Below are 12,538 nucleotides of genomic sequence, written 5' to 3'. Positions count from 1 at the left end.
GCCGCCCCGCCTCCCGCCCCGGCTCCGCCGCCCCCCCCCGTGCCCCCCGGCCCGCCCGCGCCACCGCCCCCGGGCCGGCGGGCCGCGCGGCGGCGCCCTCGGCCGCGGCGGCCGCCGCCGCCACCGCCTCCGGCAGCTGCTGGCGTGGCGTGAACTCCACCGGCAGTTCGACCAGGTGGCGCGACAGCCAGGCCGAGGTCCAGGTCAGCTCGGACTCCGGGACGGCGAGCCGGAGGTCCGGCAGCAGGGTGAGCAGGCAGTCGATCCCGGTCTCCGCGATGGCCCGCCCGATGTCCTGGCCGGGGCACTCGTGCGGGCCGCTGCCGAACGACAGGTGGGAGCGGTTGCCGTGCAGCGGCTTCGCCAGGTCGGGCCGGACCACCGGGTCGACGTTCCCGGCGGCGAGGCCCAGCAGCAGCATGTCGCCCGCCCGGATCCGGCGGCCGCCGAGCACGGTGTCGCCGGTCGCCCACCGCCCGGCCACCAGCGACATCGGCGGGGCGTCCCACAGCACCTGGTCCAGCGCGTCCGGCACGGTCATGTGACCGCCCGACAGGTGCGCGCGGAAGCGCTCGTCGGTGAGGATCATCTTCAGCGTGTCGGCGATCAGGTTGACGGTGGTCTCGTTCGCCGCCAGCAGGACGACCCGCAGGTGTTCCAGCACCTCCTCGTCGCTGAGTCCGGCCTCGTGCTGCATCAGCCGGGTGCACAGGTCGGGACCGGGGTCGCTGCGCTTGCGCTCGACGGTGCGGCGCAGCGAGGCCACCACGTGCTCGTTGCTGGCGATGGCCGTCTCGGTGCCCTTCATGAGGTCGCGCGCCGCCTCGACCAGGCGCGGACCGTACTCCTCGGGCATGCCGACCAGCTGGGTCATCACCAGCATCGGCAGGTGCTCGGCGAACCGGCTCACCAGCTCGGCCCGGCCGGTCGACCCGAACTCCTCGACCAGCTCGGCGGTGTAGCGGGTGACGAAGCGGCGCACCCCGCGCCGGTCGGTGCCGTTCAGGCCGTCGGTGACGGCGCCGCGCAGCCGCCGGTGCTCGGCGCCGTCCGCGAAGACGCAGAGCGGCTGCCAGCCGATCACCGGCATCAGCGGGGAGTCGGCCGCGACCCGGCCCTCCTGGAACGCCGTCCAGCGGCGCGAGTCCCGGGAGAAGCGCGAGGGCGTGCGCATCACGGTGAGGTTCGCGGAGTGGCCGAGCACCAGCCAGGCCGGGAGGTCGCCGTGCAGCAGGACGGGCGCGACCTCGCCGTACTCGGCGCGCAGCTGCTCGTACAGGCCCGCCGGGTCGGCCTCGGCCGCGGGCCCGTGGAGCCGGCGCAGTTCCGTGACGGGCAGCTCGTCGAGGCCGGGCTCGTCGGGGCCGAGGTCGTCGAGCGCGTCGAGCAGGGCCTGCTCCCGGCCGCCCTGGTCGCCGGCCCGGTGGGCGGGGCAGCCGGACGGCGGGGCGGGGGCGGGGTCGTCGCGGAACGGGGAGGTCACGGTGGCTCCGGGGGTCGTCGGCGGGTGGGGGGACGGCGGGTGGGGGTGGGGGTGGGGGGCGGTCAGTGGCTCGGCGGCGGCCCCGCGAGGTCGTAGAGGTAGTGCATGAGCGCGAGCAGCACGTCCCGCCCGGACTCCCGGACCCGGGCGTCGCAGGCCACCACCGGCACGTCGGGCGGCAGGTCCAGGGCGAGCCGCAGCTCCTCGTGCGGGCAGTCCGGGGAGCCGGGGAAGGCGTTGACGGCGACGACGAACGGCACGCCGCGGTCCTCCAGTCGTCCGATCACGTCGAAGCTGATCTCCAGCCGGCGGGTGTCGACCAGGACGACGGCGCCCAGCGCGCCTTCGAACAGGCCGTTCCAGAGGAACCAGAACCGCTCCTGCCCCGGCGTGCCGAACAGGTAGAGCACCAGCTCGTCGCTGATGCTGATCCGGCCGAAGTCCATCGCGACGGTCGTCTCGGACTTCCGCTCGATCCCGGCCAGGTCGTCGACCTCCGCCCCGGCCTGGGTCATCGTCTCCTCGGTGGTCAGCGGGCGGATCTCGCTCACCGAGCCGACCAGGGTCGTCTTGCCGACGCCGAAGCCGCCGACGATCACCACCTTGACGGCCGCGGTGGCCGAGTCCGGCAGCAGGTCCTCTTCCGCCGGACCGAGCACCGTGTCAGAGCCGCTGAAGTCCATGCATCACCGCCTCCAACAGGGCACGGTCGGGGAGAAGCGCGGCCGGGACGGAGGCGCGGGCCTCGACCCGCTCGCCGGCCAGGAGGTCCGCCAGCAGCAGGGAGACCGCGCTGACGGGCAGCCGCAGGTAGGCGGAGATCTCGGCCACCGAGAGCGGCGATCCGCACAGGCGCAGGATCGCCGCGTGTTCCGGCGGCATCGAGGGGGAGGGCTCCGCACGGGAGACGATCAGCGTGACCAGGTCCAGCACGGCCCCTCCGGCCGGCAGGCTCTGGCCGCGCGTGATCACGTAGAAGCGTTCCGGGGCCTCGTCGCCCCAGTCCCGGCCGGTGGTGCTCATGCGACGGGCTCGCCCCTTCGCGGAGGCGTACTGAGGTGCTCGCCGATCCGGGCGACCAGGTCGCGCATCCGGTGGCCCATCAGCCCGGCGTCCACGCCCTCGTCGGCGAGCACCGCGAGGTAGGCGCGGGCGCCGGCCGCCATGAGGTAGAAGAACCCGCCGCCCATCTCGATCACCACCAGGCGCATCCGGCCGTCGCCGTGCGGGAACTCGTGGCCCACGGCGGCGGCGAGGCTCTGCAGGCCGGCGCAGGCGGCGGCGAGCCGGTCGGCGGTGTCGGTCTCGGTGCCGTACTGGGCGATCCGCAGGCCGTCGGCGGAGAGCACGACGACGTTGCGCACGAGCGGAACCTCGTCCGCGAGCTGCTTGAGCAGCCAGTCCAGGTTGGTCCGTGGCTGAGTCATCGCTCGTCCCTCCGCGTCCCCGTCGAGTCTCCGTTGCCGCTGCCGCTGCCGTTGCCGTTGGCGTGGCCGTCGGTGTGGCCGGCCGGGCCGGTGCCGTTGATGCCCTCGGTGAAGGCGGCCAGCCAGAGACCCGGCTGCACCGCGTCCTGTCCCGCCTCGGCCGGTGTCCCGGGCGCACCGGCGCCGCTTCCGGCGGCCGGCCGGCCGCGGGCGGGCGTGCCGTGGGCAGGGGGGATCGGGGCGGCCTGGCCGGTGGCGGGCCGGGCGGTGGCCGGGCGGGCCGGCTGGCCGGACCCGAACCGGACGGCCGGCGCGGCGTGCCGGCGGCGCCTGGGCAGCCCGTTGGCGGTCCGCTCGGTCACCACCGGGACCTCGTCCCCGCCACCGCCGCTCCGCGACCCGCCACCCGGCGACCCGTTCCGCGCGCCGCCGGGCGGGCTGGACGGCGGTCCGAAGAACGGGCGGCGCGGTGGCGGGGAGGTGTGCGAGCGGCGGTTGTCCACCAGCTCGGGACCGGAGGAGCCGGTGACACCGATGCCGTGGGCGCGCCCGGTCGCGGGCGCCGTGGTGATCAGCTCCTGCGGGAAGACCAGCACCGCCCGCACCCCGCCGTAGGCCGAGGGGCGCAGCGAGACCTGGAAGCCGTAGGCCTGGCAGAGCCGGCCGACCACCGCGAGCCCGAGCCGCGGCGTCTCGCCGAGGCCGTTGAGGTCGATGCCGGCCTGGGCCTCCGCCAGCATCCGCTCCGCGCGGGAGCGGCCCTCCTCGCTGAGGCTGAGACCGCCGTCCTCGATCTCGATCGCGATGCCGCTCTGCACCTCGACGGCCGTCAGGTGCACCAGGGTGTGCGGCGGCGAGTAGCGGGTGGCGTTGTCCAGGAGTTCGGCCACCGCGTGGATGAGCGGCTCCACGGCCGGGCCGACGACGGCCACGTCCGAGACCGGGTGCAGTTCGATCCGCTCGTAGTCGAGGATGCGCGACATGCCGCCGCGCAGCACGCTGTACAGCGGCACCGCCTTGTTCCACTGGCGGCCCGGCCGGGCACCGCCGAGCACCGCGATGCTGTCGGCGAGGCGGCCGATCAGGGCGTTGCCGTGGTCGAGCAGCAGCAGGTCGTTGAAGACGGCGGGGTCGGTGCCGTGCGCGTGCTCCATGCTGCGCAGTTCGGCGGCCTGCCGGTGGACGATCGCCTGGACGCGGCGGGCGATGCTGACGAAGGAACGCTGGGTGGACTCGCGCATCGCCTCCTCGTTCTCGACGGTCTCCAGCACGGCGCGCAGCAGGGTCTGCTGCGCCGCCCGGAACTCGGCGCCGACCGTGACGTCCTGGAGGGTGTACGCGCGGACGACGTTCTCCAGGCCCTCGCCCATCGAGAGCCTGGTCATCGCGGCGGGAAGCACGGACTTGGCCAGCCGGATGTACTCGGTCTCCTGCCGGGTCAGCCGGCGGATCAACTCGCCCTCGCGCTGGACCGCCCGGGCCCGCAGCTCCTCCGCCGCCCGGCCCCGGCGGGCGGCCTCGGCGGCGACCAGGACCACCGCCAGGGTGCCCACCACCGCGCACAGGGCGACTCCGGTCCGGGCGTCGGGGGAGGCCGCGGCCACCGTGACGGCGGCGACGGCGGCCGTCGCGAGGGTGGGCAGGAGCCAGACGAGCACGGGGGCGGAGCGCCGGCGTCCGGGTGACGAACCAGCACCAAGCATTCAGCATCCTCAAAACGGTCGAAGAGTGGGGGGACGGGAACGGGCGGTCGGCCGGGGGCCGCGACCGGGCCGGTGTCGGCCTCAGGTTTACCGTGCGCCGCCCGCCGCGCACCGGCGCCCACGCCCAGTTCGCCAATGCGAGCGGACTCCCGGTGAAAGTGCCACGAGCACGCGCCGTTCCGTGCTAGGGCGAGCCGTTGTGCGCCCCGGCGCGCCCCGACGTCCGGCGCCCCGCCGGGGCTTCGGTCAGCCGGAATGACGCTCCGTCGGACGGGTCGCGGGCCGGCGGCCGGGGAACCATGGACCAACACGCCCGACTCCGGGGGGACGGATGTCGAACGGATCCCGGGGGGCGGCCGCTCCGGCCGCCCTCCTGCTCGACCTGGTGGCCACCGCCGTGGGCCTCGCCGTGGCCGCGGCCGTGGTGACGGGCTTCGACCTGGGCGGCCGGCCCGCGGCCCGGTGCGCCGGGGTGCTCGGCGCCGCGGTGGTCCTGGTGGCCGTGCACGCCGCCGGGGGCGCGCTGGTGCGCCGCTTTCCGGCGGACCGCTCGTGCGCGTTCTGTCTCGGGGCGGCCCTGCTGGTCCCGCTGCTGCTCGCGGCGGAGCCGGCCGCGCTCTGGCTGGCGGTGCGCCTGGCCGGCGGGCTCGGGCTCGCCGCCCGTCTGTCGGGACCGGGCGCGACGGTGGTCGCCGCCGTGGTGGTCGTGCTCGTCGGCGTGACGGTGCGCCACCTCTGGTCCGTCCTGGCCGACCGCGACGGGGACGGCCAGGCGCTGCGCGGCGTCGCGCGGCACCTGCTCGCCGTCGCCGGCCTCGCCCTGGTGGTCGCCCTGCTCGACGGCGCCTCGCAGGCGAACGGCCCGGGCTGGCGGCAGTTGCTCACCCTGGTCGCCCTGGGGGCCGTGCTCGGCCTCAAGTTCTCCCGGCTGTCGCTGCCGGGGTTCGGCGTGCGGCTGCGGTCGGCGGCCGGGCTGGAGGTCGCGACGGCGGGCAACCTGCTGAAGCTGTGGCTGGTCACCCGGCTCGGCAGCCGGCTGGAACTGCCGCTGAGCCTCGCCGGGTTCGGCACCTTCGCGGTCGCGGCGGTGATCGTCGCGGTGGTGATGCTGCCCACCTCGGTGGCCTCCGGGCGGGACGCCGCCGATCCCGGTGACCCGTTCCCGCCGGGGGCGACGGCCGAGCCGTACGGCCCGCCGCCGCCGCGGCTGTGAGCGGCCGGGGCGGCGGCTGGTCGGGGCGGCGGCTGGTCGGGGGCCGGGGCTCAGCCGGGACGGACGGCGCGCGGTCCCGTCACCGCCGCGCCGAGGGCGGTGACCCGGGCCCGCAGTTCGCGGTCGGCCGTGACGACCAGGCAGTCGCGTCCGGGACGGGCGGCCAGCGCCTGCGCGACCAGGCCGACGATCAGATCGTCGCCGCTGCCGCCGGCGGCCTCGACCCGGACCTCCGGCCGCGCCGTGACGCCCCGGGCGGCGCCCTCGACGACGAGCACGACCTCCAGCGGCCCGGTCCGCGCCCACGACGGCAGCCCGGGCCGGCCCGCGCCCGTCGCCGCGTCCAGTCCGTACCCGGCGACCGGTGCGAGCGCGTCGCGCAGCCGCTCCGCGGCGCCCCGCCGGTCGCGCCACCAGCCGTCGGGCACCGAGCCCACGACGTTCGCCCCGTCCACCACCAGCAGCGGTACGGCCCGTGCGGCCTCGCCCTCGCTCATGGCGGGCAAGTCTGTCACGAGGCGCCGCCGGCGAGCAGGAGCCGGCGGTCCCGCCAGGCCCGCTCCCACTGGCGGGTCAGCGCCGGGTAGACGATGAGGTACCGAAACGGTGCGATGAGCTTCAGGTAGGACCGGCCGAACCGGCCGTTGGGCTTGACCAGCACGGCCATCCGCAGTTCGTGGCCGCCGTCGCGGGCCGGTGCCCAGCCGAGGTGCATCAGGGTGTGGACGGTCCCGTTCGCCAGCTCGCGCACGTACTCGTCCTGGAGCCGGTAGACCGGGGTGAGCGGCAGGCCGTCCGGCTCGGCGGTGTCGACGGTGGCGGCCAGCTCCGGCGGCAGCCGCTCGCGCAGCGAGCGGACCCGGGTGCCCAGGCCCGCCTCCGGCCGGTCCCAGCCGAGCAGGGCGCCGAGCTTCCGGCGCACCGCGAACAGGGCCCGGTTGGCCGGCGACTGCCGGGCGACGCCGCCGGCCGCGCGCATGGCGGCGAGCATCACGTCGAGGTCGCCCGGCCCGGCGCCGGGAGTGCGGAAGGCCCAGACGTCCTCGGTCCGGAAGTCGGGCGCGAACGCGTGGATGCGCCATGCCTGACGGGTGTGGGCAGCGCGTGGAAGTCGCACGGTCGGTACCGCCTTTCCTGTGCGGGGCACCGCCTGCGGGCCCCGTCCGTACGCCGGCGTATACGGGCAGAGTAGGCGTCATATTCGGTGGCGTATACAGAGGGGCTGGGTGAGCCGGAGCACAGCTCCGCCCACCCGGCCCGGTCGTGGCGTGCCCGGACGCCTCAGAGGTCCGGCAGGCACTCCTCGGCGAGCGCGCCGCCGAACACCCGCTGCGCGTGCGTGAGCATCCGCCGGGCGTACACCTGGTCCCGGACCAGGCAGGAGTAGCCGTCCAGTTCGACGGTGATGACCCCGGAGGTGTCCGCCAGGTAGACGTCCAGCCCCGGGTACATCAGCTCGACGCACGGGATGTCGTCGATGTCCAGCGCGAACACCGGGTACTCGCCGTGCTCGTCGCCCGCCCCGGTCGCCAGCACCCGGCGGGAGTCCGAGCCGCCCGGGAGCAGGAAGCACTCGTCGAAGCGCTCCGACACGGTGTCGAAGCAGGAGCCCCACGGCTCGCCGAACTCGTCGCGCGCCAGGTCGCCGAGCGACCGGGGCGTGAAGCGGCCGTCGCCGTCGAGCCAGCCGAACCGGCGCAGCAGGCCGGCGTCGAAGGCCAGCCAGCGGCGCAGGCTCGGCGGCAGCGGACGCCCGCTCGGGAAGACCGCCCCGTCCGGCGGCCCGGCCGGCAGCGGCTCCGGCTCCCCGGTGAGCCACGGCCCGGCCCACGGGCCGTGGGGCAGGATCGGCCGATGCGGGTCGGCGGCGACGGCGGCGATGGCGCGCTCGGTGAGCGCGACGCCGTGCGCGTCGCTCGGGGGGATCGGGGTCGCGGGGTTCATCGGGCTCGCTGTCCTGTCCGGGAGTCGCGCGGCTGGTGCTCGGTCGCGCCGAATCTACGGCCCGTCACCGACACCGGCGCAACCCCGGCCCCGGGGCGACCCCGGCCCCGGCGACGGGGCGGACCGGGGCGGACCGGGGGAGGGGCCGGGCGTCAGAGCCGGTCGTCGGGCGACGCCGGACCCTCCGGCGCCGGCTCCCGCAGCACCCGCCGGGCCTCCTCGGCCGACGCGGAGCCGCCGCCGAGCCGCGCCACCTCCGCCAGCGCCGCGCGGTGGGCCGTCTCCAGGGCCGCCGCCGGGTCCGTCACGGTGTCCGGGATCACCCCGGTGCCCTCCCAGTTGCCGCCCGACACCGGGTTGACCGCGCGCGCGGTCGGGACGGTGACCTCCAGGTGCGGGTGGACGGTGAAGCCCCGGCGCGGGTTGGCACCGCCCCCGGACGCCTCGCCGACCACCACGGCGCGGCCGTGCTGCTGGAGGTCGTACGCGAGCTCCTCGCCGCCCGAGAAGGTCGCCCGGCTGATCAGCACGTAGAGCGGCTTGCTGCCGCCGAACCGCGGGCCGGGCACCTGCGCGGGGCTCCAGAACTGCTGCTCGGTGCCGCCCTCGCGGTCGTGGAGGGTGGTGAGGTGCGTCGGCTCGTCGAACAGGTGGCCGCAGATGTGGGCGGTCGTGTACGGATGGCCGCCGACGCACTCGCGCAGGTCCAGGATCAGCGCCTCGGCCCGCGCGACCACGGTCAGCGCGGCGTCGAGCGACTCCCCGGTCATCTCCAGCGGGAAGAGGATCGGCGCGAGCTTCAGCAGCGCGACCCCGCCCGCCAGGCGCTCGATCCGCGGGACGCCGCCGAGCGAGAGGTCCGCGGAGCGCGTCAGCTCGGCGAGCAGGGCGCCGTCCTCCTGCTCCACCGCGACCGCCCGCGGGTGGTACTTCAGCCGCAGATGGCCGTCGCCGTTGACCGACTGGAGGTCCTCGGTGACCAGCCGGCCGAGCGTCTCGGCGTCCTCGGCCCCGTGGTAGCGGCCCCGGGACAGCGCCTCGTCGAGAACCCCGGCGATCCGCCCGGCGGTCTCGGGGAAGACGTAGAGCCCGCCGGTGAGCCGGCTCACCTCGGTGACGATCTCGGTGATCTCGGCCGACTGAAGCCGCGTCATGCGCTGCCCCCTGCTGGTGATGATCGAATCAGGTGGGGCCAGTGGAGCACGCGGCTTGCGAAAGCGTCAAGAAAATTGGACGCTTTACCCATGGAGGACCGGACCCAGGACGACGCGCTCACCATCGAGACCCCGCAGCAGTACAAGGCGCTCTCCCACCCGCTGCGCCAGCGCCTGCTGCTCGCCCTCGGCGGTCGGCCCGCCACGGCCGGCGGGCTGGCGGCGCAGCTGGACAGCCCCAAGAGCACCGTGGCGCACCACCTCAAGGTGCTGCAGGACGCCGGCGTGGTCCAGCTGGTGGAGACCCGGAAGGTGCGCGGCGGCAGCGAGCACGTCTACCGGCGCACCGCCCGGCGGATCACCGTGACCGGCCCGGACGGCGGACCGACCACCGCCCTGCTCGCGGCGGTGGCCGAGGAGTGCGTCCGGGCTCCGCAGGAACCCCTGCTGGTGCTGCGGCACCTGCGGCTGACCGCCGACCAGGCCGCCCGCCTCGGCGCCACCCTCCGGGCCCTGGTGGACGAGGCCGTCGAGGCCCCGGCCGGCGAACCGGTGCACGGCGTGCTGGTGGCCCTCTACGAACAGCACGGGCAGGGTGAACAGCGCGAACAGCCGGCCGGGCACGGCTGACGGCCCCGGCGGGCGGCACGACGGAGCCGGCCGGACCGGGCGGGGGCCCGGGTCCGACCGGCCGGGGCCGTCGGGCGCTCCCGGGCCTCAGCTCCGGGCGCCGACGGCGCCGGGCAGGCCGAGGTGGCCGCGTAGGCCGGTGGCCCGGTAGGCGGTGCGGAAGGCGCCGCGGCGCTGGAGTTCGGGGACCAGGCCGCGGGTGACCGCCAGGAGGTCGTGGGGCAGGCGGGCGGGACGCAGGCGGAATCCGTCGATGCGCAGGCCGGCGGTCTCCACGGTCCGCCAGGCCAGCAGGAGGTCGGCGAGTTCGGCGGGCGTGCCGGTGAAGACCGCGGCGTCGGAGGCGAGCGGGGCGCCGGCGAGTTCGTCGAGCCGGGCCTTGCGGCGGGCGGCCTCGCCGGGGCGGTCGTCGAGGAGGACCAGCAGGTCGGCGAAGACCTTGAGGGGGCGGTCGGCGGGCCGGGCGACGGCGGTGACGGCGGTGGCGACCTCGGTGAGGACCGCGCCCGCGTCCTCGGCCGAGTGCGGGGTGACGAACACGACGTCGCCGCCCCTGGCCGCCAGCTCGTAGGGGATGCGGGCGTGGGCGAGGACGGTGACCGGCGGGGTGCTCCCGTGGCCGTTCCACAGCCCCCGCACGCTCTCCAGCACCCCGGCCGCGTCGTCGAAGAGCGGGGCGAGGCGGGCCGAGATGGTGTCGGGGGAGGCGAGGTCGCCCTCCGTGAGGGTGGCCGCGGCGCGGCGTCCGAAGTGGGCGGCGTCGTCGGCGCGGGCGGAGATCTGCGGCCGCCAGCCGGCCCGGCCGTGCCCGGCGTGGTCGAGGGTGGCGAGGGCGGCGGCCAGGTGGAACGGCTCGGTGTGGGTGACGTTGGTGGTGGGGACCAGGCCGATCCGGCTGGTCAGCGGCGCGACCCGGCTCGCGATCAGGACGGCGTCGAGCCGTCCGCGCACCTGGTCGGTGCGGTCGTCGGGCCCGCGCAGGCTGACGGACTGGACGGCGAGGGCGTCCTCGAAGGTGACCAGGTCGAGCAGCCCGTGCTCGGCCTCGGCCACCAGGCCGGCCCAGTAGCCGGCGGTGAACAGCTCGCCGGGGCGGGCGCCCTCGGCGCGCCAGGCGGCCGGGTGCCAGCCGGCCCCGTCCAGGGCGACGGCGAGGTGCAGCGGGGGCAGGCCGCGAGCGGCGTCGGCGGGACTGGTCATGCGGCGTTCTCCCGGCTCGGTCGGCGGGCCTTGGCGAGCCCGAGGTGGTCGCGGAGGGTGGCGCCGGTGTACTCGGTGCGCTGCGCGCCCTCGGCCCGGAGCAGCGGCACCACCCGGTCGACGAACTCCTCCAGCGGGCCGGCCGCCGGGTGCGGGGTGAGCAGGAACCCGTCCGAACCGCCGCCCCGGACGTACGCGGTGAGCGCGTCGGCAACCTGGCGCGGGGTCCCGGCGATGTCGGCGGTGGTCTCCCGCGCCGCCGAGGGGGTGTCACCGAGCAGCCAGCCGACGGCGGTGAGGACCCGGAGCCCATCGGGGGAGCGGCCGTGCGCGGCGAGCCGCTCGGCGAGGTCCTCGCGCAGCGCGCGGGCGGCGGCGAGCCCGCTGTACGGGACGACCACCACCTCGGCGTCGGCGGCCGCGGCGGCCAGGTCCTGCGGGGAGGCGACGGTCCGGACGACCACGGGGTGGCCCTGCGGCGGGCGCGGGGTGGTGAACCGGCCGGTGAGGTCGAAGTGTGCTCCCCGATGGGCGAAGGTGCCCGCGCCTGGCCGTACGAAGCGGCCGCCGGCCTGGTCGGCGGGGAGGTCGTCCTCGGCCCAGCTGTCCCACAGCACCCGGGCGGCGCGCAGGAACTCGGCGGCGTGGGCGTGCCGGTCGGCGTCCGCCGGGAGCCGGCCGTGGCGCAGCCCGGCGGCGGTGGCGCCGTCGGGGCCTGCCGTCACGCTCCAGGCCGCGCGCCCGCAGCTGAGGTGGTCGAGCGAGGCCAGCCGCCGGGCCAGGTCGTAGGGCTGGTGCACGGCCGGGTCGAGGGCGGCGGCCAGCCCGAGCCTGGTGGTGACGGCGGCCAGGGCGCCGAGGGCGGTCAGCACCTCGGGTCCGGGCGGCGCGCTCTCGGGCAGGAGGAGGAAGTCGAACCCGCCCTGCTCGGCGGTCCGGGCGAGCCGGGTGAGCCCGTCGAGGCCGGCGGGGCCGGCGGGGCCGGCGGGGCCATTCGCGCCGGGCGGGAGCACGGCGAGGTGGAGCTGTTGTGCGGACACGACGACGATCGCCTCCTGTCGGCCGCCCGTCCGCCGCGCGTTCGCCCGCGCGGCCGGGGCCGGTTCATCCTGCGCGGCGGCGCAGCGCCGGGGCAACGGTCGCAACGAAGTGTTCACGGGCGGAAACCGGGTGGTCATGAAGGTTGCGCCGTCGATAGGAATCGGTCATTGAAAGGCCGAAATCGACCGAAGGCTTCAAAAGGCAGGGTGGAATTAGGAGTTCCGCACGAATCGATGCCAGCATGTGAGGTGTGAAGCGTGAAATGTCACATGGCTTCACATCGCCGTCCCTACCCATGAACGGGAATCACCCGATGAACCGGCTCCTCGCCATCCTCGCCACCAGCGCCGTCCTGACCGCCGCCGGTGCCACCGGTGCAGCCGCCCAGGGCACCGCCCCCGCCGCCGAAGCCTCCCAGGGCCCGGCCGGCCCCGGCGGCCTCTGCGTCACCGGGTACCGGGGCGTGGTGGTCAACGAGATCTGCGCCACCGTGAGCGGCGACCAGGTCACCTTCTACGGCCGGACCACGCCCGGCAGCCTCGGCTGGACGGCCCGGACGGTCCCCTACCGGCTGACCGCCTCGGTGGTCGGCGGCCCCGTGCTCGGCACCATCACGCCCAGCGTCCTCGTCGACCACAGCGGCACCGCTGTGGGGGGGCTCCCGGACACCGCGCCGATCGGCGCGAAGGGCACGGGATCGCTGGAGAGCACCGAATGGGGCTGGCCTCCCGCCACCCCGACCC

14 protein-coding genes are annotated in these 12,538 nt (G+C 76.3%); 3 read left to right on the top strand and 11 right to left on the bottom strand.

The genetic code is table 11. The annotated features are described in order from the left end of the window. From ACFXAM_RS31440 to ACFXAM_RS31420, 5 genes are all read right to left on the bottom strand, one after another. Positions 1 to 1,483 (bottom strand): cytochrome P450 (locus ACFXAM_RS31440; RefSeq protein ID WP_380296380.1); only part of this gene is annotated, 1,483 nt, incomplete at its 3' end. Positions 1,484 to 1,545: 62 nt separating this feature from the next. Beyond that, on the bottom strand, positions 1,546 to 2,166 hold the full coding sequence (locus ACFXAM_RS31435) for an ATP/GTP-binding protein (protein ID WP_380296378.1): 621 nt from the start codon (positions 2,164 to 2,166) through the stop codon (positions 1,546 to 1,548). Then, positions 2,147 to 2,506 (bottom strand): DUF742 domain-containing protein, encoded by a 360-nt coding sequence (locus tag ACFXAM_RS31430; protein WP_380296377.1) that lies wholly within the window; start codon positions 2,504 to 2,506, stop codon positions 2,147 to 2,149. The genes ACFXAM_RS31435 and ACFXAM_RS31430 overlap by 20 nt, the downstream gene beginning before the upstream one ends. Further along, positions 2,503 to 2,910 carry a roadblock/LC7 domain-containing protein gene (locus ACFXAM_RS31425; RefSeq protein ID WP_380296375.1) on the bottom strand — a complete coding sequence of 136 codons (408 nt, stop codon included), beginning with the start codon at positions 2,908 to 2,910 and terminating at the stop codon, positions 2,503 to 2,505. Before ACFXAM_RS31425 ends, ACFXAM_RS31430 begins: the two co-directional genes overlap by 4 nt. Then, positions 2,907 to 4,613: a sensor histidine kinase gene (locus ACFXAM_RS31420; RefSeq protein WP_380296373.1), complete on the bottom strand. Its 1,707-nt coding sequence runs from the start codon at positions 4,611 to 4,613 to the stop codon at positions 2,907 to 2,909. Before ACFXAM_RS31420 ends, ACFXAM_RS31425 begins: the two co-directional genes overlap by 4 nt. 331 nt (positions 4,614 to 4,944) lie before the next feature. On the opposite strand from ACFXAM_RS31420, the gene ACFXAM_RS31415 reads away from it, so the two are divergent. Continuing rightward, positions 4,945 to 5,826 (top strand): hypothetical protein, encoded by an 882-nt coding sequence (locus ACFXAM_RS31415; RefSeq protein ID WP_380296371.1) that lies wholly within the window; start codon positions 4,945 to 4,947, stop codon positions 5,824 to 5,826. 50 nt (positions 5,827 to 5,876) lie between these two features. On the opposite strand, the gene ACFXAM_RS31410 is transcribed toward ACFXAM_RS31415, so the two are convergent. The 4 genes from ACFXAM_RS31410 to ACFXAM_RS31395 all read right to left on the bottom strand — a co-directional run bounded on the left by ACFXAM_RS31410 (position 5,877) and on the right by ACFXAM_RS31395 (position 8,924). After that, the gene (locus ACFXAM_RS31410; protein WP_380296369.1) at positions 5,877 to 6,323 is read right to left on the bottom strand and encodes an NTP pyrophosphohydrolase; all 447 of its coding nucleotides are present in this window, start codon (positions 6,321 to 6,323) and stop codon (positions 5,877 to 5,879) included. Positions 6,324 to 6,337: 14 nt separating this feature from the next. Next, on the bottom strand, positions 6,338 to 6,943 hold the full coding sequence (locus ACFXAM_RS31405; RefSeq protein WP_380296367.1) for a DUF2867 domain-containing protein: 606 nt from the start codon (positions 6,941 to 6,943) through the stop codon (positions 6,338 to 6,340). A 164-nt stretch (positions 6,944 to 7,107) separates the two neighbouring features. Then, a complete protein-coding gene (locus ACFXAM_RS31400) occupies positions 7,108 to 7,770 on the bottom strand; it encodes a hypothetical protein (protein WP_380296366.1) in 663 nt (220 codons plus the stop codon). A 152-nt stretch (positions 7,771 to 7,922) separates the two neighbouring features. Beyond that, positions 7,923 to 8,924 (bottom strand): S41 family peptidase, encoded by a 1,002-nt coding sequence (locus tag ACFXAM_RS31395; protein WP_380296364.1) that lies wholly within the window; start codon positions 8,922 to 8,924, stop codon positions 7,923 to 7,925. Positions 8,925 to 9,014: 90 nt separating this feature from the next. Between ACFXAM_RS31395 and ACFXAM_RS31390 the strand changes: the two genes are divergently transcribed. Then, the gene (locus ACFXAM_RS31390; RefSeq protein ID WP_380296362.1) at positions 9,015 to 9,554 is read left to right on the top strand and encodes an ArsR/SmtB family transcription factor; all 540 of its coding nucleotides are present in this window, start codon (positions 9,015 to 9,017) and stop codon (positions 9,552 to 9,554) included. An 87-nt stretch (positions 9,555 to 9,641) separates the two neighbouring features. Here the strand turns inward: ACFXAM_RS31390 and ACFXAM_RS31385 are convergent, their stop codons facing one another. Continuing rightward, complete coding sequence (locus ACFXAM_RS31385; RefSeq protein ID WP_380296361.1) at positions 9,642 to 10,754, bottom strand: LLM class flavin-dependent oxidoreductase; 1,113 nt, start codon at positions 10,752 to 10,754, stop codon at positions 9,642 to 9,644. Beyond that, complete coding sequence (locus ACFXAM_RS31380) at positions 10,751 to 11,794, bottom strand: LLM class flavin-dependent oxidoreductase (protein ID WP_380296360.1); 1,044 nt, start codon at positions 11,792 to 11,794, stop codon at positions 10,751 to 10,753. Before ACFXAM_RS31380 ends, ACFXAM_RS31385 begins: the two co-directional genes overlap by 4 nt. Before the next feature lie 314 nt (positions 11,795 to 12,108). Between ACFXAM_RS31380 and ACFXAM_RS31375 the strand changes: the two genes are divergently transcribed. Next, on the top strand, positions 12,109 to 12,538 hold a 430-nt coding region (locus ACFXAM_RS31375), incomplete at its 3' end, for a hypothetical protein (protein WP_380296358.1).

Origin of the sequence: Kitasatospora sp. NPDC059462 (assembly GCF_042749955.1) — a bacterium.
Lineage (GTDB): Bacteria > Actinomycetota > Actinomycetes > Streptomycetales > Streptomycetaceae > Kitasatospora.
Note: the sequence above shows the minus strand (reverse complement) of the source record. Positions and strands in the feature narration are given on the sequence as shown.